This is a genomic window from Streptomyces sp. NPDC045846 (assembly GCF_056431605.1).
In genome coordinates, this window is record NZ_JBWKKJ010000011.1 from 95,824 (window position 1) to 118,673 (window position 22,850).

Sequence of the window (22,850 nt, forward strand, 5' to 3'; positions counted from 1 at the left end):
GCCGCCGGGGGCGCTGCCCCCGAACCCCCTAGCCCTTGTCGCCGGGCCCATGCGCCCGTACCCGGTGTCCCCGGGGGCCCCGCCCCCGGACCCCGCTCCTCAATCGCCGGAGGGGCTGAGTCTTCGCCCCCGGCACCGATCGCCAGATCACCAGGACTGAGAAACCCCATGTTCAAAACCGCCCTGCGCAACGTGCTCGCGCACAAGGCCCGGCTGTTGATGACGGTGCTCGCCGTCATGCTCGGCGTCGCCTTCGTCTCCGGCACGCTCGTGTTCACCGACACCCTCGGCAACGCCTTCCGCAACCAGTCGTCGAAGAGCTACGACAAGGTGGCCGTCGCCGTCACCACGTACGGCAGCCGTGACGACGCCGAGCGGGAGACCGGTGTCAGCAAGCAGACCCTGGAGAGGATCGAGAAGCTCGACGGGGTCGCCTCGGCCACCGGCCGGGTGGACGGCTTCGCCGGTGTGGCCGGCACCGACGGCAAGCTGATCGGCCAGGGCTGGGCCAACAAGGGCGGCAATTTCGCCCCCGGCAAGGACGGCAAGGACCCGTCCTACACCTTCGCCCAGGGCTCGGGCCCGGTGCGCGACGACCAGATCGCGCTCGACAAGGACACCGCCGACAAGGGCAAGTACGCGGTCGGCGACACCGTGCGGGTCGCCACCAACGGGCCGGTCAAGCAGTACAAGCTCACCGGCATCTTCACCACCGAGGACGGCGCGGTCAACGCCGGTGGCAGCCTCGTCCTGTTCGACACCGCCGTCGCCCAGCAGCTCTACCTCAAGCCGGGCTACTTCCGGAACGTGAGCGTGGCCGCCGCCCCCGGCGCCGACGCGCAGAAGATCCTCGCCGAGGTCAAGCCGCTCCTGCCCAAGGACGCCGACGCCAAGACCGGTCAGGCGCTCGCCGACCAGGAGGCCAAGGACATCGAGCAGGGACTCAGCGGCCTCAACCAGACGCTGCTCGCCTTCGCCGCCATCGCGCTGTTCGTCGGCATCTTCCTCATCTCCAACACCTTCACCATGCTGGTCGCCCAGCGCACCCGCGAGCTCGCCCTGATGCGTGCCGTCGGCGCCTCGCGCGGCCAGGTGCGGCGCTCGGTCCTCGCCGAGGCCCTGGTGGTCGGCACGGTCGCCTCCGTGATCGGCTTCGCCCTCGGCCTGGGCCTGGCGACCGGACTGCGCTCCGCCATGGGCGCGTTCGGCGCCAAGCTGCCGGCCGGCCCGCTGATCGTGTCGGCGACACCGGTGATCGCCGCGCTCGCCGTCGGCGTGTTCGTCACCCTGATCGCCGCCCTGCTGCCCGCCTGGCGCGCCGCGAAGATCCCCCCGGTCGCCGCGATGAACAGCGTGCACGGCGTGGCCACCACCAAGTCCCTGGTCGTGCGGAACTCCATCGGCGGCGTGATCACCCTCGCCGGTGCGGCCGCGATCATGGGCGGTGCCGCCGCGGGCAAGGACGGCAAGATGCTCATCGGCCTCGGCGCCTTCCTCGCCCTGGTCGGCATCATCATCCTGATCCCGCTGCTCTCCCGTCCGGTCATCGCCCTCGTGCGCCCGGGCCTGAGCAAGGTGTTCGGCGTCTCCGGCAAGCTCGCCAGCCAGAACGCGGTGCGCAACCCGCGCCGCACCGGCGCCACCGCCTCCGCGCTCGCCATCGGCCTCACCCTGGTCACCGGCCTCTCGGTGCTCGGCGTCACGCTCGGCACCGCCATCGACAAGATGACGACGGACAACATCAAGGCCGACTACATGGTCCAGATGGCGGCCAACGGCTCCGGGCTCGACCAGGAGGTCGTCTCCTCGCTGCGCAAGGCGCCCGGCGTCTCGGCGGTCTCCCCCAAGCAGTCCTCGTACCTCAAGCTCGGCAGCACCGGCCAGTCGGTGGCCGGTGTGACGCCCGGCGACATCGAGAAGCTCATTAGGATCGAGCCCGTCTCCGGCTCGCTGGCCACCCTCGGCCAGGGCCAGATAGCCGTCGACGACAAGACCGCCGCCAAGCACGGGTGGAAGCCCGGCTCCAGGCTCCCGGTCGAGTTCGAGGACAAGAAGAAGGGCCAGGTGACGATCGGCGCGACGTACAAGGAGAACGACTTCCTCGACTCCGTGATCGCCCCGACCTCGCTGCTCGACCCGCACCAGTCGAAGCCCTACATCCCGCAGGTCTTCGTCAAGATGGACGGCGGCGCCACCAGCGCCCATGAGAAGGCCCTGGTCAGCGCGCTCGGGGACAACCCGGCGATCAGCATCATGGACCAGCAGGACATCCGCAACGAGTTCGGCGGCATGATCAACACGCTGCTCAACATCATGTACGGCCTGCTCGCGATGGCCCTGCTCATCGCGGTCCTCGGCGTCGTCAACACCCTCGCGATGTCGGTGTTCGAGCGCCAGCAGGAGATCGGCATGCTGCGCGCCATCGGCCTGGACCGCCGCCGGGTCAAGACCATGATCCGCCTGGAAGCCGTCGTCATCTCGCTCTTCGGCGCGGTGATCGGCGTCGGTCTCGGCTCCTTCCTCGCCTGGGCCATCGGCCAGACCATCAAGAAGTCGATCCCGAACTACGCCCTGGTCATCCCGTGGGACCGGATCGGCATCTTCCTGCTGCTCGCCGCCCTGGTGGGCGTGCTCGCCGCGATGTGGCCGGCCCGCAGCGCCGCGAAGCTCAACATGCTGACCGCCATCAAGACCGAGTAGCGTCAACGCGCCCTGCGCACAAGGCAGTCGAAGGGGCCCCGGGAGTTCGTCTCCCGGGGCCCCTCGGCGTCGTGCGCCCGGTTCAGTTCCAGGTACGGGCCCTCAGCGGCATGCCCGAGGCGCCGGACTCGGGGGTCTTCACCGCCAGGATCTGGTTGACGCCGATCCGGTTGCGTTCGAAGGAGAGCGCGGAGGCCGCCATGTAGAGCCGCCAGATCCGGGCCCGGCCGGGGCTGGTGCACCGCACGGCGCGGGCCCAGTCCGCCTCCAGGTTCGCCACCCACTGACGCAGCGTCAGGGCGTAGTGCTCCCGGATCGGTTCGACGTCGCGGGCCTCGAAACCGGCCTCCTCCAGGATGCCCAGGGTCCGGCCGACCGGGGCGAGCTCCCCGTCGGGGAAGACGTACTTGTCGATGAACTCGTCGACGGTGTACGCCGATTCGTCCCGCTCGGGGCGCCGCGCGATCTGGTGGTTGAGCAGCCGCCCGCCGTCTCTGAGCAGCGCGTACAGGGTGTCCGCGTACTCCGCGTACCGCACCGAACCCACGTGCTCGGCCATGCCGATCGACGAGATCGCGTCGAACGGGCCGTCCTTGACGTCGCGGTAGTCCTGCACGCGGATCTCTATGCGGTCGGTGAGCCCTTCCTCGGCGATCCGCTTGCGGGCGAACGCCGCCTGCTCGCGCGAGAGCGTGATGCCGACGACGCGGGCGCCGTACTCGCGGGCCGCGTGGATGGCCATCGAGCCCCAGCCGCAGCCGACGTCCAGCAGCCGGTCGCCCTCCTTGAGGGCCAACTTGCGGCAGACCAGGTCGAGTTTGTCGCGCTGGGCCTCTTCGAGGGTGGCCCCGGGGCTCTCCCAGTACGCGCACGAGTAGACCATCGACGGGCCGAGGACCAGCTCGTAGAAGTCGTTGCCGACGTCGTAATGGTGGCTGATCGCCTCCTTGTCGCGCCGCTTGGTGTGCAGGCGGCCGGTGCGGCGCCGCATCTCCTCGGCGGGCGGGGGCGGCGGAGGCAGGGCGCCGCCCAGCTTCACCAGGGCCTTGGCGGCGGCCCGCAGCCGCGGGTCGCGGATGGGGTGCACGGCGTCCTTGGGTTCGCCGCCGCGCTCCCAGATCAGCCCGGCGAGCCGGTCGAGCGCCGCGTACAGATCGCCCTCGACGTCGATCTCACCGGCCACCCAGGCGCGGGCCAGGCCGAGTTCGCCCGGCTTCCACAGCAGTCGGCGCAGCGCGCGCCGGTGGCGTACGACGAGGACCGGGGCGCCGGGCGGGCCCGCCTCACTGCCGTCCCAGGCCCGGATACGTACCGGGAGGGCCTCCCCCAGCAATTCCTCGGCAAGAGCGGTCAGCCGTAGCGCCGCGTCGGCCATGGTGCACACCTCCGTGCCTCGCAGAAATGTCTCAGCACCCCCGACAACACTGCCCGGGCGCGCGGCAATCCCGCTACCGCGCGCGGGAGTGACAGGGTGGCTGCATACACCAAGCTTCTGGCCGGAAACCGGTCTCGGACGGGGCCGGACGCGGCCGGGTACGCCGAAGGGGCCGCCCGCACCACGGATGGCGGACGGCCCCTTCGGGGGTGACGCTGGACGAGCTAGGAGGCCTTGGCCTTCTGCTCGGTCTTCTCCTCGGCCTTGGCCGCGGGAGCCGGGGCGGGCTTGGCCGCCTCGTAGAACTCCTCGCGCGGGGTCTCCATCGCGCCGAGGGAGACGACCTCGCGCTTGAGGAACATCGCGAGCGTCCAGTCGGCGAAGACCCGGATCTTGCGGTTCCAGGTCGGCACGGCCAGACCGTGGTAGCCACGGTGCATGTACCAGGCGAGACGGCCCTTGAGCTTGATCTTCATCTTGCCCATGACGATCATCGCGACGCCCTTGTGGAGGCCGAGACCGGCCACCGCACCCTTGTTGGAGTGCGCGTACTCCTTCTGCGGGAAGCCCCGCATGCCGGAGACCACGTTGTCGCCGAGGACCTTGGCCTGGCGCAGCGCGTGCTGGGCGTTCGGCGGGCACCAGGCGCGCTCGGCCGGGACGCCGGCCTTGATCGCGGCGAGGTCCGGGACCTGGGCGTTGTCGCCGGCGGCCCAGATGTAGTCGGTGCCGGTGACCTGGAGGGTCGGCTGGGCGTCCACGTGGCCGCGCGGGCCGAGCGGGAGGCCGAAGCGGGACAGCGCCGGGTTGGGCTTGACGCCCGCGGTCCACACGATGGTGTTGGAGTCGACCTCGAGGCCGTTCTTCAGCACGACGTGGCCGTCGACGCAGGAGTCCATGGAGGTCGAGAGGTAGATCTCGACGCCGCGGCCCTCCAGGTGCTCCTTGCCCCAGCGGCCCAGCTCCGGGCCGACCTCGGGAAGGATCTTGTCGGCGGCGTCGACCAGGATGAAGCGCATGTCCTCGCGCTTGACGTTGGTGTAGTACTTGGCCGCGTCGCGGGCCATGTCCTCCACCTCGCCTATGGTCTCCGCACCGGCGAAGCCGCCACCCACGAAGACGAAGGTCAGCGCCTTGCGGCGGACGTCCTCGTCCGTGGTGGAGTCGGCCTTGTCGAGCTGCTCCAGAACGTGGTTGCGCAGGCCGATGGCCTCTTCCACGCCCTTCATGCCGATGCCCTGCTCGGCGAGACCGGGGATCGGGAAGGTGCGGGAGACCGCACCCATCGCGATGACCAGGTAGTCGAAGGGCAGCTCGTAGGCCTCGCCGACGAGCGGCGCGACCGTGGCGACCTTGCGGTCCTGGTCGATGCTGGTGACCCGGCCGGTGAGCACCTCGGCTCCGCGCACGACGCGCCGCAGCGGGACGACGACGTGACGCGGCGAGATGCTGCCTGCGGCGGCTTCGGGGAGGAAGGGCTGGTACGTCATGTACGAGCGCGGGTCGACGACCGTGACGGTCGCTTCCGCGTAACGCATCTTCTTGAGAATGCGTCGCGCTGCGTACAGGCCTACGTACCCGCCACCTACTACGAGGATCCTGGGACGCTCCGTGGTGCTCATGCCATCGAGTATCCACCCGCCCGTGGACCCCCGCTCGTGCGCCCCTTCACAAGGTTCGCAGGGGGCTCTGCTACACTGCGCGGCCCACGTGACCGAGGTCATGGCGCCCGGAGGGAACCACGGCAGCAGGGAGAGCGTTGTTCACCCCTCCTGAACTGGCCTGCACCGCCCGGGACTCGGTGGACCACTGCCGTGGGAAACGCAGGCGTTACGCGCCCTTCACCGTCTGGAATGCGCCCGGATGAGCCCCCGGTGCCTCAGAAAGCGGTCCCGGGACCACAAACCTCGGCCCCGGGACCCGATTTCCTTGTGAAGAACTTCACGAACTTTCTCCGCCGGGGCGCCCAGAAGGCCCCCTCCGGACCGCGATCAGGCGATCGACCAGGCGATTCCGTCCAGAATGTCGTGCTCGCTGACCACGACCTCGCGGGCCCCGGTCCGCTCCATGACGGCGAGCAGCACCAGCGCACCGGCCGCGATCACGTCGATGCGCCCGGGGTGCAGCACGGGGATGCGGGCGCGCTCCTCGTGGGTGGAGGCGAGGAGCCGCGCGGCGACGGCGGCCACGTCCTCGTGAGGGATACGTGAATGATGGATGGCGGCCGAGTCGTACGCGGTGAGCCCCAGGGCGATGGCCGCGACGGTGGTGACCGAGCCCGCGAGGCCGACCAGGGTGCGCGGTTCGCGCAGCGGCACGCTCTGCTCGGCGAGGTCGAGGGCGGCCTCGATGTCGGCGCGGATCGCGGCGATCTGCTCGGGGGTGGCCGGATCGCCGGGGTGGTGGCGCTCGGTCATCCGCACACAGCCGATGTCGACCGAGCGGGCGGCCTCCACACTGCGGGAGCCGACCACGAACTCGGTGGAGCCGCCGCCGATGTCGACGACCAGGTACGAGCCGTCGGCGTGCAGTTCCTTGGTGGCGCCGGTGAAGGAGAACTCGGCCTCCTGGTCGCCGGAGATCACCTCGGGCTCGACGCCGAGGATGTCGAGGACCCCGCGCACGAAGTCGTCCCGGTTCTCGGCGTCCCGCGAGGCGGAGGTCGCCACGAAGCGGATGCGCTCCGCGCCGAGTTCCTTGATCACGGCGGCGTACTCGCGGCACGCCGCGAACGTCCGCTCCAGGGCCTCGGGGGCCAGCCGTCCGGTGCGGTCCACGCCCTGGCCGAGCCGGACGATCGTCATCCGCCGGTCCAGGTCGGTGATCTCGCCGGTGGCGGGGTCCGCGTCGGCGACCAGGAGGCGGATCGAGTTCGTGCCGCAGTCGATCGCGGCGACGCGCGTCACTGGTCGTCCTCCCCGCCGCACGGCGTCACGCACGGGCCCTTGGCCCACCACTCGGGCAGCAGGGCGATCGCCTCGTCGCCGAGCGGGTTCACGCCCGGCCCGGCCGCCAGCGAGTGGCCCACGAGCACGTGCAGGCACTTCACCCGGTCCGGCATGCCGCCCGCGCTGGGGAAGCCCTCCAGGACCTCGATGGCGTCGCGGCGCGCGATGTAGTCCTCGTGCGCGGCGCGGTAGGCGGCGGCCAGCTCCGGGTCGCTCGCGAGGCGCTCCGTCATCTCCTTCATGACGCCGTTCGCCTCCAGGGTGCCGATCGCGGAGGCCGCGCGCGGGCACGTGAGGTAGTACGTCGTCGGGAACGGCGTGCCGTCCTCCAGGCGCGGGGCCGTCTCGACGACGTCCGGGTTGCCGCAGGGGCAGCGGTGCGCGATGGCGCGCAGCCCGCGCGGCGGGCGGCCGAGCTGCTGCTTGAAGGCGGCGATGTCCGCGTCGGTGGGCTCGGTGCGGTCGGTCTGGGGCGGGGGCGTTTCCATGCCTGGGTCAGTCTCTATCGCTAGCGGTGGTCAGTTGGCGGGACGGTCGGCCCGGTCGACGCCGTCCCAGAGGTTGGAGTGCCAGGCGCGTCCGGTCGCGCCCTTGTCCTCGCGGTGCTTGTCGGCCGCGCCCGGGTCGACGACGGTGAAGCCGGTCTCCCCCGGGAACTGCATGTGCAGGTGCTCGCGGGCCAGCTTCTCGATGTACGCGTCGTCCTGGAGCCGCGCCTTCTCGTCCCGCAGCCGCTCGACCGCTTGCTGGGCGTCGGCGGCCTTGCGCTGCTGGTCGGAGATGTCGGCGCGCTGCGAGACGTACTGCCGCATCGGGTAGGCGAGGGCCACGATCAGGGAGCAGAGCACCAGGGCGAGGAGGGCCGCCCGGCCGGTGAGCCGGGAGCGGCGGGCCTGGCGCTTGCTCTGCGAGCGGTAGACGCGGGCGGCGGTCTGCTCGCCGAGCACCTTGAGCCGGGCCGCGGTGGAGAACCGGTCGCGGTCACCGCCCTTGGCGTTCTTGCCCATCGCTCTCCCGCCTCCCCGTTACACACGGACGTCCCCGGACACGGTACGGGACCGCGGCCGGGGACGTACGTACGACTGGCTAGGGCGTCAGCCCTTCACGACGTCAGCCCTTGAAGCGGGGGAACGCGCTGCGGCCCGCGTACACGGCGGCGTCGTCGAGGATCTCCTCGATGCGCAGCAGCTGGTTGTACTTGGCGACGCGGTCCGAGCGGGCCGGGGCGCCGGTCTTGATCTGGCCGCAGTTCACCGCGACGGCGAGGTCGGCGATGGTGACGTCCTCGGTCTCGCCGGAGCGGTGCGACATCATGCACTTGAAGCCGTTGCGCTGGGCCATCTCGACGGCGTCCAGGGTCTCGGTCAGCGAACCGATCTGGTTGACCTTGACGAGCAGGGCGTTGGCGGAGCCCTCCTCGATGCCGCGCGACAGGCGCTCGGGGTTGGTCACGAACAGGTCGTCACCGACGATCTGGACCTTGGAGCCCAGGCGCGAGGTGATGGTGTTCCAGCCGGCCCAGTCGTCCTCGAACAGCGGGTCCTCGATGGAGACCAGCGGGTACGCGGAGACGAGCTCCTCGTAGTACTCGGTCATCTCGGCGGCCGAGCGGGACTTGCCCTCGAACTCGTACTTGCCGTCCTTGTAGAACTCGGACGCGGCGACGTCGAGCGCGAGCGCGATGTCCTTGCCCGGGGCGTAACCGGCTTCCTTGATGGCCTCGAGGATGAGGTCGAGGGCGGCGCGGTTGGACTCCAGGTTCGGCGCGAAGCCGCCCTCGTCACCGAGGCCGGTGGACAGGCCCTTGCGCTTCAGGACGCTCTTGAGCGTGTGGTAGACCTCGGCACCCCAGCGAAGGGCCTCGGAGAAGGACTCCGCGCCGATCGGGGCGATCATGAACTCCTGGATGTCCACGTTGGAGTCGGCGTGCGACCCGCCGTTGAGGATGTTCATCATCGGGACGGGCAGCAGGTGCGCGTTGGGGCCGCCCAGGTAGCGGAACAGCGGCAGGTCGCTGGCCTCGGAGGCGGCGTGCGCGACGGCGAGGGAGACGCCGAGGATGGCGTTGGCGCCGAGCGAGCCCTTGTTGTCCGTGGCGTCCAGGTCGAACATGGCCTGGTCGATCAGGCGCTGCTCGGTGGCGTCGTAGCCGACGAGCTCCGGGCCGATCTGCTCGATGACGGCGAGGACGGCCTTCTCGACACCCTTGCCGCCGTAGCGGTTCGGGTCGCCGTCGCGGAGCTCGATGGCCTCGAAGGCACCGGTGGAGGCGCCGGACGGAACTGCAGCACGGCCGGTGCTGCCGTCGTCGAGGCCGACCTCGACCTCGACCGTGGGGTTGCCTCGGGAGTCCAGGATTTCCCGGGCTACGACGACGTCGATGGACGGCACGAGCATCTCCTTCTGGGATGTGACGCTAGATGTGACGCAAGCAGTGCAGGGACATGCGGGGTCGCTTCGCCTTGCGACAAGAGCCTAACCGGCTCTGGAGCTCCGGCCAGCCGAGTGCCCGCCTCCTGGGACGAAAAAGGGCCCAAGGACCCTGATTCCCGGGCAAAGGACCACAACACTACTGCCCGGTAATGACGAAGCCCCGGCCCGGCGCGTACGGGGGGAACGCGCCGGGCCGGGGCGGCCTGAAGGGGGCGGGACTCAGCCGAGGTGCAGCTTCTGGCCCGGGAAGATCAGGTTCGCGTCCTTGACGATGTCCTTGTTCAGGTCGAACAGCTTCTGCCAGCCGCCCTTGACGCCGTTGGCCGCGGCGATGTTGCCGAGCGTGTCGCCGGACTTGACGGCGTACTCGCCGTTGCCCTGCTTGACCGGCTCGCTGCGCTGCTCGTCGCGGCTGGCCTTCGGCGCCGACTCGGCGCGCTCGGACTTCTGCTGCGGCTGGGCCTGCTGCTTCGGCTTGGACGGCTTCGACGGCTTCGACGAGGACGAGGAACCGGAGGTGTCCACGTCGGCCTTGCCGCCGCCCGAGGTCAGGTTGCCCGCACCGGCGCAGGACCAGGCACCCGGGCCCTGCATCGCGAGCAGCTTCTCGGCGGTGGCTATCTGCTGGCCCTTGGTGGCCAGGTCGGCGCGCGAGGCGTACTGGGTGCCGCCGGCGGCGGCCCAGGAGGACTGCGAGAACTGCAGGCCGCCGTAGTAGCCGTTGCCGGTGTTGATGGACCAGTTGCCGCCGGACTCGCACTGGGCGACGGCGTCCCAGGTCTGGACGGAGGCGGCGGAGGCGTTGCCCGCCGCCATCAGCGGGGCGGCCACGGCGGCGCCGGTGACACCGGCCAGCGTGGCGACACGGACGGCCTTGGACGGGCGGCGGTGCTTGCCCTTGCCGGAAAGCAGCATGGAGGTTCTCCTCACCGACGCCTGCGAGGTGAGCTGTCGGGTTCGGGCGTGAGCTGCCCGGCCGAGCGTCGGTGCGCCCGTCTTCACCCCAAGCCGGTTCCGGCAGTCATGTGAACTGCTGGGCCCGGCGCCTACCTTGGGTCCCCCGCTCCTGCCTACGGCGCATAAGCGTCGACTGTTCCCTCCGGCCGACGGCAGGATTCGGCGTGCTCGGTCGAAGGGGCTCGCGGTGACGAGCGAGAACGACGAAAACACACGCCCCGCCAATGTTCAAAGACGCACATCGCGGAGAAATCCCCCCTACTTGCGGCGACACAAGGGATGTTTCCGCAGGTGAGGGGCGGGACGGACGGACCGGGCAGACGGGACACGCCAGTTGGGGCGAAGAGACCCATGTCTCACTTGCGCAGAACGGACATAGGCCCGCGAACTAACCCTGCTTCGGCGCCGAGTTCGGGGTCGCGGCGGCGGCCGCCGTGGCCTTCAGGTCCAGGCTCTGGCCAGGCAGGATGAGGTTCGGGTCGGTGCCGATGAGGTGCTCGTTGGCGTGGTAGAGCGCGGGCCAGCCGCCCTCGATCTTGTTCGCGTCGGCGATGGCCGAGAGATTGTCGCCGGGGCGCACGGTGTAGTCGCCGCTCGCGGGAAGGGTGTTACCGGTCTCACGTGAGGCACCGTCACCTCGCGAGGGGTGCTGCCCCGCGTCGCGGCCGTCGGCCGGACTGCCCGGAGCGCCCGGCTCGGTCCGGCCGGCCGGCGCGCCCGAGGGGGTGCCGCCCGGAGCCGTGCCCGCGCTCTCCTCGGGCGAGGGCGCCCCGCGGTGCTTGCCGGGGGCCGCGGGGGTGGAGGCGGACGGCGCCGGGGACTTGGGCGGGTCGCTCGGCTTGGGGGCGCCCGGCGCGGGCGTGGCGGGCGCGGAGCCGCCCGGCGCCGGGGTGGCGCCCGGCGTCTTGGCCGGCGGGGTGCCGGGGGTCGCGGGGAGGGGCGCGGTCGTGCCGTCCGAGGTGTCGGGCACGCCCGGGTCGACGTTGGCCGAGCCGCCGCCCTTGGCGAGCCCGGCGCCGCTGCCGCAGTTCGCGAAGGCCCCCGGGCCCTTGGCCGCGAGCACCTTCTCGGCCACGGCTATCTGCTGGGCGCGGCTGGCCAGGTCGGCGCGCTGGGCGTACTCCGTGCCGCCGTACGCCTCCCATGTGGGCTGCGAGAACTGGAGGCCGCCGTACAGGCCGTTGCCGAGGTCGGCGCTCCACAGCCCGCCCGACTCACAGGCCGCGACCTGGTTCCAGGTGCTCGCGTCCGCGGCGTTCGCGCCGGTCGCGGCGAGCAGGGGAAGGGCGATGGCCGAGCCGGTCACTCCCGCCGCGACGACGAGAGCGGGTGCCTGGCGGGGTCGACGATGCCGTCCATTCCCGGAGCGCATGAATAAGGCCTTCCGTGTGACTGCTGAGCCGAATGAACGGTGAACGTAGCCGTACTCGAACGCCTGTCACAAGTCGATGCACCAGAGATCACATAAAAGTCACAGTCTTGACGGTCCGTCAGTTCCGGCCCGGTCCCGGCCGGTCAGCGGGGCGGCGTGAACTGGACCGGCAGGGTGCGCAGTCCGCGCATGATGAGCCCGCCGCGCCAGCGCAAATCGTCAGGTTCCGCCCCCAGCCGCAGGTCAGGAAGGCGCCGCAGCAGCGTCGCGAGCGCGGTCTGCCCTTCGAGCCGGGCGAGCGGGGCGCCGAGGCAGTAATGGATGCCGTGGCCGTACCCGAGGTGCTGGTTGTCCCTGCGGCCGAGGTCGAGGACGTCCGGGGCGGCGAAGCGCTCGGGGTCGCGGTCGGCGGCGGCGAGCACCACGAGCACCGGGTCGCCCGAGGCGATGTCCTGGCCGCCGATCGTCAGCGGCTCGGTGGCGAACCGCCAGGTCGCCAGCTCCACGGGCCCGTCGTACCGCAGCAGCTCCTCGACGCCGGTTTCGAGGAGGTCGCTCCGCCCGGCGGCGAGCGAGTCCTGGAGCCGCCCCCGCTGTCCGGGGTTGCGCAGCAGCGCGTACACCCCGTTGCCGATCAGGTTGACGGTGGTCTCGAACCCGGCGAAGAGCAGGATGAAGGCCATCGCGGCGGCCTCGTTCTCCGTCAGGTGCTCGCCGTGGTCGCTGGCCTCGATGAGCCGCGAGATGAGGTCGTCGCCGGGGTTCTCGCGCTTCTTGTGGATGAGCTCGGCGAGGTAGTCGCGCATCTTCTTCACCGAGCGGGCGACGCCGCCGCGCGGCCCGCCGCCGTGGCGGATCATCATGCCCGCCCAGTCCCGGAAGTCGTCCTGGTCCTCGCGCGGCACGCCGAGCAGGTCGCAGATGGCGTAGATGGGGAGCGGGAAGGCGAACTCGTGGATGAGGTCGGCCTCGCCCCGCGCCTCGAACGCGTCGATGAGCTGGTCGGTCAACTCCTGCACGCGGGGCGCGAATCGGGCGACCGTACGCGGGGTGAACGCCTTGGACACCAGGCGCCGCAGCCGGGTGTGGTCCGGCGGGTCGATGTTCAGCAGGTGCGTCATCAGCTCGGCCTTGCGCTCGCCCGGGATGCCGGTCCTGCCCCGGGCGTGGGCGGGCTCGTCGTGGTGCGCGGGGTTCTTGGAGAGCCGCTGGTCGGCGAGGGCCTGCCTGGCGTCCCCGTACCGCGTCACCAGCCACGCCTCGACACCGCTCGGCAGCCGGGTGCGGTGCACGGGGGCGTGCTCGCGCAGCCAGGCGTAGGCCGGGTACGGGTCGGTGGCGAACTCCCAGGTGAAGAGTTCGGGGGCGGGCGGGGCGGGCGGAAGGGGGTCGTTGTCCTGCACCCCTCGACCGTATCCGGGGGAGGGAAGCGCTGCCGAGCCGGTGCCGCGCGGCCACCCCCTGATCCCGGCCCGCTCCTCAATCGCCGGAGGGGCTGGGGGTTCCGCCGCCGAACCCACTTCCTTCCGTCCACCGTGCCCGGTCGCCCGCGCAGTTCCCCGCGCCCCCCTGCGGTCTGCGGACCGTGCCCGCTTCTCGCGCAGTTCCCCGCGCCCCTGGGTATGTCGGGCCTCGCAGGGTGCCCACGCGGGGCCCCGGCCCTCGGAGCCCTTCGGCCTGCGGGCCGTGCGTGGCTCGTCGCGCAGTTCCCCGCGCCCCTATCAGTGCTGGTGCGGGCCAGTGCTGGCATCTTTAGCCCGTCCGGCGATTGAGGACGAGCGCCCTTTAGGCGCGAACGGGGGTCTGGGGGCGGAGCCCCCAGGAGCGGGGTGGGGGCCTACCGGGGTCTGGGGCGGAGCCCTGGGTCAGGGGGATTCTGCTGCGCGGATCGACGCCCGGTAGGCGCGGGCGGCAGCCCGCAGCGCGCTCTCGGGGTCCACCCCCGCCGCCTCCGCCTCCGCCGCCAGCGCGAGAAGGCGGTAGCCCACGCCCTCCCCGGAGGGGAGCGGGACCTCAAGGCCCGCGGAACGCACCCGCGAGGACAGCTTCGCGGCCAGCGCGAGCGCGGGCTGCCCCAACGGCACCCCGTCCGTCACGGACGCCCGCCGCTTCTCCACCGCCTTCATCGCCAGCCAGTGCGCCTTGACCTCCTCCGGCGTCTCGGCGGTCTCGGAGCCGAAGACGTGCGGATGGCGGTGGATCAGCTTCTCCACGATCCCGCCCGCCACGTCGTCGATGGAGAACGGCTCCTCCCCCTCCCCGGCCCCGCCCTCCTCGGCGATCCGGGCGTGGAAGACGACCTGGAGCAGCACGTCGCCGAGCTCCTCGCGCAGCTCGTCGCGGTCCCCGTCCTCGACCGCCTCGACGAGCTCGTACGCCTCCTCCAGGGCGTACTTGGCGAGCCCCTTGTGGGTCTGCTGCGAGGACCAGGGGCATTCGCGCCGGATGCGGTCCATGACCTGGACGAGGTCGAGCAGGCGCGCGCCCGGCAGATCGTAGGAGCCGGGGAGCAGCTCCAGGTCGGGCATCTGGACCCGCCCGGATCCGGCGAGGCGGGCCAGTCCGTCCGTGAGGCGGCGGTCACCCTCGCCGCTGGGCAGCACGACGACGGTGCGGCCCCCCGCGCAGGCCTCGACCAGTTCCTGCGCGTCCGGCGCGGACAGCTCGACCGCCACACCGGCCTCGCGCAGGTACGGCAGCTGCGGGTGCCCGGCGTCGGGGCAGAGCACGAGGTCGGCGGCGCGCAGGGTCTGCCACGCGGGCCAGGACAGGAGTCCGGGGGCGACCCGGTGGCTCGCGGTGAGAAGAACGATTCGGCCGGGCTCTTGAGCAGCAGTCACCCGTCGAACCTACCTCCCTGCTCAGCCGGTCGACGCGGAGTCCCCCGGGTCGCTCTGCTGCTCCTCGGGGGCGGGTTGGGGTGCCGCGGCCTGCTTGGTCCTGGCGATCCAGGGCGCCTGGTAGTCGGCGAGCTGGATCTGGCTCGCGTTCCAGGCACCGTAGCGGGGGTTCACGTCCACCCCGAGGTCCTTGGACGCCTTGACCAGGGCGGGCAGCAGATCCTGCTGGGTGCGGGCGCCGATCGCGGTGGCCAGCTTCTGCTCGGTGACCTGCCGCTGGACGTACGCGTCGATCTGGTCGGGGGCGAGCCCGCCGTTGGTCAGGGCCTGCTCGCGCAGCTGGTCCTCGCCGCCGGCCTGCTGGACCATCGCGGCCCGCGCGTCCTGGACCTCCTTCGGGCTCACGCTCACCCCGGCCTTCTCGGCGGCGTGCGCGAGGACCCGGTCGAAGATCATGTTGCTGAGCTTCACCTTGCCGAGCTGCCCCGAGTCCTTGATCAGCTGGGCGGACCGCGGGGACTTCTGCTGGGCCGTCCGTACGTCCTTGACCTCGGCCTGGAGCGCGGAGACCTCGATCCGCTCGCCCCCGACGACGGCCGCGGCCCCCGGGTGGGCCGTGCTGCCGCAGGCCGTGAGGAGTGGGCCCGCGGCGAGGAGGGCGACGGAGACGGAGAGCGCGGTGCGACGGCGGCGGTGCAAAGGAGCCTCCCGGCGGAGCAGATACGTGCGGCGTGGCGACGAACCTTGCTAAGACCTTGCGGTGATCGATGTTAGGCAGTCGGCGTGGCCGGGGCCACTGATTCGCCCAACGATTCGCGACCCCCGTCGGTCGCGGGGGTGAAGCCGGATGAAGCCGTGCCGTCCATTGCGTGAACTGAGTTCCCGGCCCGCTGTGTTGCCGCCGGGGGTCCGGCATATTCGACGGCAGCGCACAGCAAAGGACCTCGATGCCGACCCTCGAAGCCGCCCCCGCCCCGCCGGTGGCCCCGGTGCGGATCGCGGCCGCCCGCCGCCCGGCCACCCGCGCCGCCGCCCTGTCCGCACTGATCACCCTGCTCGCGGTGTGCGGCGCGGACGCCGTCGCCGGGGTCGTCCCGCTCGGCCCGCTCCAGCGGCACACCCGCAGCATCAACGACCTGGGCAACCAGTTCGTCCCCTTCCACGAGCACCTGTGGGACCTGCTGCACGGCCGCGCCGAGGGCGGGCTGCTCCTCAACTGGCAGTCCGGATACGGGACTTCGTTCCTGCCCGACCTCGGTACCTACCTCAGCAGCCCGTTCGCCCTGCTCGTCGGTCTCTTCCCGCGCGACCGGATCGACCTCGCCGTGTACACGATCACCGTCCTCAAGATGGCGGCGGCAGCCTCCGCCATGACGGTGCTGCTGCTCGCGCTGCGCCCGGCGGCCCCCCGCCGCTGGATGGCGGGGGTGCTCGGCGCCTCGTACGCGCTGTGCGGCTGGTCGATCCTGGAGTCGACGTACAACCCGATGTGGCTGGACGGCCTGATCGCCTTCCCGCTGCTCTGCCTGGTCGGCCACTGGGCGAGGTCCGGGCGGCGGCCGGTCCTCGGCCCGCTGGTCGTGGCGCTCGCCTGGATCGCCAACTTCTACACCGCGTACATGGCGACCATCGGCGCCGCTCTGGTCCTGCTCCTGCTGCTGTTCACGGACCGCGGCACCGACGCGCGGGGCCGGGTGCGGGCCGTGCTGCTCGCCGCGCGCTCGGTCGCGATCGGCATCGGGCTCTCGGCGCCCGTCCTGTTCACCGTCTATCTGGGCACGAAGCACGCGCACCCGGGCTGGGTGCGGGAGTTCGCGCCGGTGTCCTGGCCCGACTACCTGGCCCGCACCCTGCCCGGCACGTACTCCTTCTCCTCCCCCGCCGTCTTCCTCGGCACCGGCGCGCTGCTGCTCGCCTGCACCCTCGCCTTCCACCGGGCGGTCCCGCGCCGCGAGCGGTACGCCTGGAGCGGCCTCGCGCTCGCCGTCGCGCTCTCCTTCCAGTGGAAGCCCACCCATCTGGCCTGGCACGCCTTCGTCACCCCCAACGGCAGCCCCTACCGGCAGACCTTCGTGCTCTGCGGCATCCTCGTGATCGCCGCCTGGATCTCCCTGTCGTACGGCGTCCCGGAGCGCCGCGCGCTGCTCGGCGGGGCCGGCGTGCTCGCCCTGATCGCGGCGGGCGCGGCCTTCAGCGAGCTGATCTCGGCGTGGACGTACCCGCTGTTCGCGGCGGGCCTCGCGGCCGTGGCCGGCGGGCTGTTCCTGGCCCGCCGGGGCAGGCGCGGGCCCACCCTCGTGGCGCTCGCCCTGCTGGCCGGGGCGCAGATCGCGCAGGCGGGGGTGACCGCGGCGTACGGCGACCAGCAGCGGGCGGCCCGGATGGACGGCTATCCCGCCTGGGGCGCCGCGCATTCGGCGCGCGCCGCCCTGGCATCGGACGCCTCCGGCTGGCCCGGCTACCGCACCGACCCCGGGCAGCGGCAGATCACCAACAACGACCCGCTGCTGCTCGGCGGCGAGGGCGGCGCCTACTACTCCAGCCTCACCCCCGAGGTCCTCAACCGGACCATGACCGCGCTCGGCGGCGGCTGGACCTCGCGGGGGCGGGCGGTGCAGAGCCTGGACAACCCGGTGACCGACGCGATCTTCTCGGTGGGCGCGCGTGTGCGGGTCGCCGAGAAGGGCGGCGACCCGGTGCTGATCCGGGCGGCCGCCACCCCGCCGCTGGTCACGCTCCGGCCGCCCGCGCCGGAACCGGCGTACGGCTCCAATCCGTTCCGCAACCAGGAACTCCTGCTCGGCGCCCGGGTCTACACGACCCGCACCCTCACGCAGGGCTGCCCCGCGGGGACCGACATCTTCCTGTGGGCGCCCGAACACTTCGGTTCCGCGCGGCTCGGCGACGGCCCGGCCGTCGAGATGCGCGGCGGCGCGCCCAGCCGGCGGGCCCCGCTCATCCCGTTCGGTACGTCGGCCGGGCCGGGCCGCGCCTCGCACATCACCCTGACCCCCGCGGACCCGCACGCCGAACTGGGCTGCCTGGACCGGGCGGCCCTCGACCGCGCGGTGAGCCGTCTGCGCGCGACGGGTGCGACCCGGGTCGCGGTCTCGGACTCCTCGATACGGGCCGAACTGCCTGCCGGGGCGCGGGGGACGGCGGTGTTCGCGATGCCCCGGATCGCGGGGTGGTCGTGCCGGGTCGACGGCGCGGCGTCGGCTCCCGCCGGGGACTACTTGGGTCTGGTGGCGGTTCCGCTGCCCTCCGGGGCGCGGTCGGTCGCCTGCGACTTCCGGCCACCGGGGTTGCGGTCGGGGACGCTGGTAGGAGCCGCGGCCCTGCTCGCCCTGCTCCCCCTGGCAGCCTGGCCCCGCCTCCGCCGCACTCTCCCCAACAAGGCGAAACCTTCCCGGGCCTCCGCCCGCGCCTGAACGGCGCTCGTCCTCAAACTCCCCCAAGGCCTTAAGGGCCAGGGGGGACCCCCATGACGGGCTGAAGATGCCCATGCCGACCAGCACCGGTGCTGTTAGGGGCGCGGGGAACTGCGCGAGAAGCGAGCACGGCCCGCAGACCGAAGGGGCCCGGGAGCGGGGGCCCGCGCGGGCACCCCGCGAGGTGCGACGTACCCAGGGGCGCGGGGAACTGCGCGAGCAACCCGGTGCGGCCGCGGACGAACGACGGCCGCCCCGGCCGCAGGCCGAAGAAGACGCCCGGCCCCCCGCAGGGGCAGGCCGCGCCCGGGCGGGGCGAGCTACACCCCCCGAACCTCCCGCTGGCGAGCCAGCGCCCGCCGCAGCTCGCCAGGGTAGGCGTGCTGCACCCCGTACACCCGCTCCGCATCCCACAGCAGCCCCTGGAGCTGCCGCTGCCCCGCCGCATGGTCGCCCACGGCGAGCAGCAGGTGGCCGATCCGGTGCCGGACGGCGAAGGGGCGGGACGGGTCGGCGGCCGCGTACAGCGCCTCGAAGCCGGGCAGCACCGCCCGGTACTCCGCGAGGGCCGCCGCCGCGTCGCCGAGCTGCTCCAGGCACTGCGCCGCGTCGTGCCGGAACTCCAGCGCCTGCGCGTCCGCGGGGCCCGCCTCGGCCGCGCGCTCCTCGGCGAGCCGGCGCAGCTCCGGCAGGGCCCGCCGGTACTGGCCGTCGTCCATCAGCGTCGCCGCGTACTGCTTGCGCAGGACGCGTACCACCGGCGAGCGTTCGCCGTGCTCGGCCGCGGCGGCGGGCAGGATCGAGCCGAGGATGTCGACGGCCTGGGTGATCCGGCCCTCGCCGAGCAGCCGCTTGACCTCGTCGACCGCCCCCGCCACGTCCGGGCGCGGCGAAACGGGCGCGACCGCCGGGGCCGCCGCGCGGTCCGGCCAGGGCGCGTGCGGGCGCAGGAACGGCCGGGTCGGGTCGAGCGGCCCCGCGGGTCCGGGCCCGCCCCGGCCGGGAAGCAGCGGCGCGAGCGTCTCGTACACCTCCTGCGCACAACTCGGCCTGTCCTGCGGGTCCTTGGCGAGCAGCCGCAGGACCAGCGCTTCGAGGGGCTCGGGCACCTCGGGGCGCAGCCGGCGCACGGGGACCGGCGGCTCGTACAGATGGCGGTGCAGGACCCCCAGCGCGGTGGAACCCGCGAACGGCACGTCGCCGCTGAGCAGTTCGTGCAGCAGCACGCCGAGCGCGTACAGGTCGGTGTACGGGCCGACCGTCCCGCCCATCGCCTGCTCGGGCGCCATGTAGGCGGGCGATCCGATGGGCGAGCCGGTGTGCGTGAGCCGCGTCGTGTCGGAGTCCAGGACGGAGGCGACGCCCAGGTCGAGCACCGTCACCGTGCCGTCCGGCCGCACCATGACGTTGCGCGGCTTGAGGTCGCGGTGGACGATCGGCACCGCGTGCACCGCCGAGAGCACCGCGCACAGCTGCGCGGCCACGGCCACCGCCCACGGCCAGGGGTACGGCTCGTGCTCGGCGAGATGGTCGGCGAGGTCGGCGCCCTCGACGTACTGCATCACGAGATACAGGTCGTCGTCTTCGCTGCCCGCGTCGTGCACGGTGACGAGCCCGGGGTGGTCGACCTGCGCGGTCACCCGGCACTCGCGCACGAAGCGGCGCCGCAGCTCCTCGGCGTCCTCACCGGCCCCGCCGCCCGCGACCCGGTCGGGGCGCAGCAGCTTCACCGCGACCCGGCGGTCCAGGCGCCGATCGTACGCCGTCCACACCTGGCCCATGCCGCCCTGCCCGAGGAGCGCCGCCAGCTCGTAGCGCCCGGCGACGAGCCGTCCCTCGGTCACCGGCCCTCGCTCCCGGTCCCCTTGCGCAGGTACTGCGACAGCTCGTCGAGCTCGGCCCTGACCCGGTCGATCCTGGGCGCACCCGGTGACTGCGGGGGCGCCGGGGGCGCCGTCGCGGCGCCGGGCACCTGTGCCGGGTGGCCGCCCGGCAGCGGGGTGTCGGCGTACGGGTTCGCGTACGGCCCGACGTGCGGGGCCGTGGTGCGCGGTATATGGGGCGGGCCGTAGGCCACCGGTCCCGTGTACCGGCCGTACGGGCTCGGGGCGAACGGCGGGCGGGCGGAGTGGCGGATGTCGGCGTACAGGAAGTGCGACGTGCTGGCCACGGCGAGGACGAGCAGCCCGATCATCCCGACGTCCATCCGCCAGTCGTACTCGTCGGGCGCGGCCATGATGAAGGCGAAGAAGAAGACGAACACGGCCAGTTGGACCCAGAACAGCACCCAGTGCGCCGCGCGCCGGGTCACGATCGCGAGCCTCAGCGGCGCGATCCACGACAGCATGCCGATGCTGACCAGGGGCAGCAGCGCGAACAGGACGCGCAGCACGATCGCCCCCGCGCCCGAGGGGCGGGGCTGCGGCGGTCCATAGCCGGGGCCGTGCATCGCTGCTCCTGGAACTGGGACGGGCCCGGGGCAGAAGCGGGCCGGGACCTGGACGGGTCAGGGATACGAGCGTATACACCGCCACTGACAGCGGTCCTGGCGATCCCCCGGCCGGTATCCAACCGTCATCCGCCGCAGCTCACGCGGGGCCGACGGTGCCGTCCGTCAGTCCGTCGTGCAGGCCCTGGACGAGCTGCTCGCCGAGCCGTCCCGCGAGGCGCAGCGCGTCCTCGAACGCGGCGAGGGTGCGGAACCGCTCGCCGTAGCGGCGCTGTTCGTCGAGCGGCAGCCGGGGCAGGTGCAGGCGGCGCACGTCGAGCCGGGAGGCGGTGGTGGCGTAGCTGCTGGCCTGGCGGTTGTTGGCGGTGCCGCGCAGGAATCCGGCCAGGAACCACGGGTCGAGCGCGGCCGGTTCGGGCCGCAGCAGCTGGAGGTTGCGGCCGAGGGCGGCGCCCGCGGTGGCGTCGTCGACGACGCGGGCGACGGCGCCGCCGCCGAGCACGGGCACCACCACGTCGCCGGGCCGGGTGAGCACCGGCTGTTCGGCGGGCCCCTCGGGCAGGGCGCCCGAGGGCGCGGTGCCGGCCAGCACGTCGTGCTCGGTGAGGACCGCGGGCCCGCTCCCGGTACCGGCGCCTCCGGTGCGCAGCACCAGCGCGCCCGCGCGGGCGAGTTCGCCGACGGTGGTGAGCGACCAGCGGGCGGTCCCCGCGGCGGGGGACCCCGCGAGCGGCGGGGTCAGCTCGGCGGCCAGCCGCAGGGTGGCGCCGAGGTCGTCGCGCAGCGCGTCGAGGGCCGCGGCGCCGCCCTGCGCGGCGGGGGGCGGGAGATGGCGGGCCGGGGCCAGGTCGACGTCGTCGTCGAGGAGTTCGATGACCGGCACCGACCGGCTGACGCCGGGCTGTTCGGCGGCCGTGCCGTCGCGGTCGAAGGGGGCCCAGGCGGCGAGCACGGCGGCCTGCAGGGCGGGCCAGGGCAGCCGGTCGCGGCCGCCGTCCACCGTGACGCCCTCGATGCCCGCGGTGTCGACGAGGAGCAGCTCGGGGGCGGGCCGGGCGGTGGCGCCCGGCTTGCGCAGCACCCACAGGTGCAGGGGGATGCCGTACGGCGGCGCGGCCCCGGCGGGCAGCGCGACGACCGCGCGCAGGGCGCCGCGGCGCAGCAGGTCGGCGCGGATGCGGCGCCCCGAGCGGCGGGAGGCGGCGGCGGGGGGCATCAGGAGCACGGCGGTGCCGTCCTCGCGCAACCGGGCCAACGCGTGCTGCACCCAGGCGAGTTCGGACTCGGTGCGGGCGGGCAGGCCGTACTCCCAGCGCGGGTCGTAGGCGAGTTCGTCATGGCCCCAGGCCCGCTCGTTGAACGGCGGGTGGCAGAGCACGGCGTCGGCGGCCAGCTGCCCGAAGGCGTCCGCGCGCAGCGAGTCGGCGGCCGCGGTACGGATCGTGGCGCGGCCGGCGAGGGCGAGGCGGAGCCCGGTGAGGGCGGCGAGTTCGGGGTCGGCGTCCTGGCCGTGCGGGGCGGTGGCTCCGGGCAGCGCGCACAGCAGGGTGCCGGTGCCGCAGGCCGGGTCGAGGACGGTGGCCGCCGGTCCGGCGAGCGCGGCCATCAGCTCGGCGGGGCCCTGCGGAGTGAGCGTGTACTGGCGGGGGTTGGCGTCGAGGTGGCGCCCGAGCAGGAACTCGAAGGCCTCCCGCGGCCCGGTCTCGGCGGCGAGTTCGGCGACCCCGCGCAGGAGCGGCACGGACGGCGCGAGCTCGGCCGGGCCGGAGCGCCGCGCCCCCGTCTCCGCCGCCTCGCCGAACCGCTCCCCCAGCACCTCGTCGAGGACGTCCGGCAGCCGTTCGGCGAGCCGGGCGTCGGAAAGCCCGGCCAATTCCCGCCAGCGCGTGGGCCGGTCCCGTACGACGAGCAGGGCGCGGCCCGCGTGCACCAGGGCGGTGACGGCGCCCGCGGGGTGGCCCGAGAGCTGCTGCCAGATCCGTTCGCGCAGCGGGACCTCGGCCAACTTGCCCTGGGCGCGCAGCCATTGCTCGACCTCGTGGAGGTCGAAGGAGGGACTGGTCTCGGTGCCTCCGACCGGTTTGGGGAAGTCGGCGTGGCGGCGCCGCCAGTTGCTGACGGCCGCGCGGCCCACCCCGGCGAGCCGGGCGATCGTGGCAGCGGTGACCTCTGCTGCGTGCTCCGACACCTGAACTCGCTCCCCTCGTCGGCGTATTACCGAGCCTACCGAACCACACTGAAGCACTCCATACACGGCGTGAACAATCACGATTCAGCACATCGTGTTGACTCGGTTCACAGCACTCTGCTCTGATGTGCCCGGCCCCGCCACACCCGCCGTCCCG

General features: G+C 72.9%; 16 protein-coding genes and 1 riboswitch. Of the genes, 2 read left to right on the top strand and 14 right to left on the bottom strand.

The features are described from left to right. The first annotated feature begins 168 nt into the window (after positions 1 to 168). Positions 169 to 2,700, top strand: a complete 2,532-nt coding sequence (locus tag AC07F3_RS29450) for an ABC transporter permease (protein WP_479117448.1) — start codon at positions 169 to 171, stop codon at positions 2,698 to 2,700. An 82-nt stretch (positions 2,701 to 2,782) separates the two neighbouring features. Here AC07F3_RS29450 and AC07F3_RS29455 read toward each other — a convergent pair whose 3' ends face one another. The 11 genes from AC07F3_RS29455 to AC07F3_RS29505 all read right to left on the bottom strand — a co-directional run bounded on the left by AC07F3_RS29455 (position 2,783) and on the right by AC07F3_RS29505 (position 15,324). Further along, positions 2,783 to 4,075, bottom strand: a complete 1,293-nt coding sequence (locus AC07F3_RS29455; protein WP_479117449.1) for a class I SAM-dependent methyltransferase — start codon at positions 4,073 to 4,075, stop codon at positions 2,783 to 2,785. Between the two features lie 224 nt (positions 4,076 to 4,299). After that, positions 4,300 to 5,697 carry an NAD(P)/FAD-dependent oxidoreductase gene (locus AC07F3_RS29460; RefSeq protein ID WP_479117450.1) on the bottom strand — a complete coding sequence of 466 codons (1,398 nt, stop codon included), beginning with the start codon at positions 5,695 to 5,697 and terminating at the stop codon, positions 4,300 to 4,302. 369 nt (positions 5,698 to 6,066) lie between these two features. Continuing rightward, complete coding sequence (locus tag AC07F3_RS29465; RefSeq protein WP_479117451.1) at positions 6,067 to 6,981, bottom strand: Ppx/GppA phosphatase family protein; 915 nt, start codon at positions 6,979 to 6,981, stop codon at positions 6,067 to 6,069. Continuing rightward, on the bottom strand, positions 6,978 to 7,511 hold the full coding sequence (locus tag AC07F3_RS29470; protein ID WP_114039306.1) for a DUF501 domain-containing protein: 534 nt from the start codon (positions 7,509 to 7,511) through the stop codon (positions 6,978 to 6,980). The genes AC07F3_RS29465 and AC07F3_RS29470 overlap by 4 nt, the downstream gene beginning before the upstream one ends. A 30-nt stretch (positions 7,512 to 7,541) precedes the next feature. Continuing rightward, positions 7,542 to 8,030 carry an FtsB family cell division protein gene (locus AC07F3_RS29475; protein WP_479117452.1) on the bottom strand — a complete coding sequence of 163 codons (489 nt, stop codon included), beginning with the start codon at positions 8,028 to 8,030 and terminating at the stop codon, positions 7,542 to 7,544. A gap of 103 nt (positions 8,031 to 8,133) precedes the next feature. Next, a complete protein-coding gene (gene eno / locus AC07F3_RS29480; RefSeq protein ID WP_114039304.1) occupies positions 8,134 to 9,420 on the bottom strand; it encodes a phosphopyruvate hydratase in 1,287 nt (428 codons plus the stop codon). 255 nt (positions 9,421 to 9,675) lie between these two features. After that, positions 9,676 to 10,371: a transglycosylase family protein gene (locus AC07F3_RS29485; protein ID WP_479117453.1), complete on the bottom strand. Its 696-nt coding sequence runs from the start codon at positions 10,369 to 10,371 to the stop codon at positions 9,676 to 9,678. A gap of 3 nt (positions 10,372 to 10,374) precedes the next feature. Further along, positions 10,375 to 10,544, bottom strand: a riboswitch (cyclic di-AMP (ydaO/yuaA leader). Positions 10,545 to 10,801: 257 nt separating this feature from the next. After that, a complete protein-coding gene (locus AC07F3_RS29490; RefSeq protein WP_479117454.1) occupies positions 10,802 to 11,785 on the bottom strand; it encodes a transglycosylase family protein in 984 nt (327 codons plus the stop codon). A gap of 143 nt (positions 11,786 to 11,928) precedes the next feature. Then, on the bottom strand, positions 11,929 to 13,188 hold the full coding sequence (locus tag AC07F3_RS29495; protein WP_479117455.1) for a cytochrome P450 family protein: 1,260 nt from the start codon (positions 13,186 to 13,188) through the stop codon (positions 11,929 to 11,931). Between the two features lie 462 nt (positions 13,189 to 13,650). Continuing rightward, complete coding sequence (locus AC07F3_RS29500; protein ID WP_479117456.1) at positions 13,651 to 14,625, bottom strand: nucleoside triphosphate pyrophosphohydrolase; 975 nt, start codon at positions 14,623 to 14,625, stop codon at positions 13,651 to 13,653. A gap of 21 nt (positions 14,626 to 14,646) precedes the next feature. Then, positions 14,647 to 15,324 carry a SurA N-terminal domain-containing protein gene (locus AC07F3_RS29505; protein WP_479117457.1) on the bottom strand — a complete coding sequence of 226 codons (678 nt, stop codon included), beginning with the start codon at positions 15,322 to 15,324 and terminating at the stop codon, positions 14,647 to 14,649. Between the two features lie 248 nt (positions 15,325 to 15,572). On the opposite strand from AC07F3_RS29505, the gene AC07F3_RS29510 reads away from it, so the two are divergent. Further along, entirely contained in the window at positions 15,573 to 18,056 is a 2,484-nt protein-coding gene (locus AC07F3_RS29510) for a YfhO family protein (protein WP_479117458.1), read from the top strand. A gap of 320 nt (positions 18,057 to 18,376) precedes the next feature. On the opposite strand, the gene AC07F3_RS29515 is transcribed toward AC07F3_RS29510, so the two are convergent. From AC07F3_RS29515 to AC07F3_RS29525, 3 genes are all read right to left on the bottom strand, one after another. Beyond that, entirely contained in the window at positions 18,377 to 19,900 is a 1,524-nt protein-coding gene (locus AC07F3_RS29515; RefSeq protein WP_479117459.1) for a serine/threonine-protein kinase, read from the bottom strand. Beyond that, complete coding sequence (locus tag AC07F3_RS29520) at positions 19,897 to 20,505, bottom strand: hypothetical protein (RefSeq protein WP_479117460.1); 609 nt, start codon at positions 20,503 to 20,505, stop codon at positions 19,897 to 19,899. The genes AC07F3_RS29515 and AC07F3_RS29520 overlap by 4 nt, the downstream gene beginning before the upstream one ends. Before the next feature lie 139 nt (positions 20,506 to 20,644). After that, on the bottom strand, positions 20,645 to 22,693 hold the full coding sequence (locus AC07F3_RS29525; protein ID WP_479117461.1) for an N-6 DNA methylase: 2,049 nt from the start codon (positions 22,691 to 22,693) through the stop codon (positions 20,645 to 20,647). Positions 22,694 to 22,850: the final 157 nt, after the last annotated feature.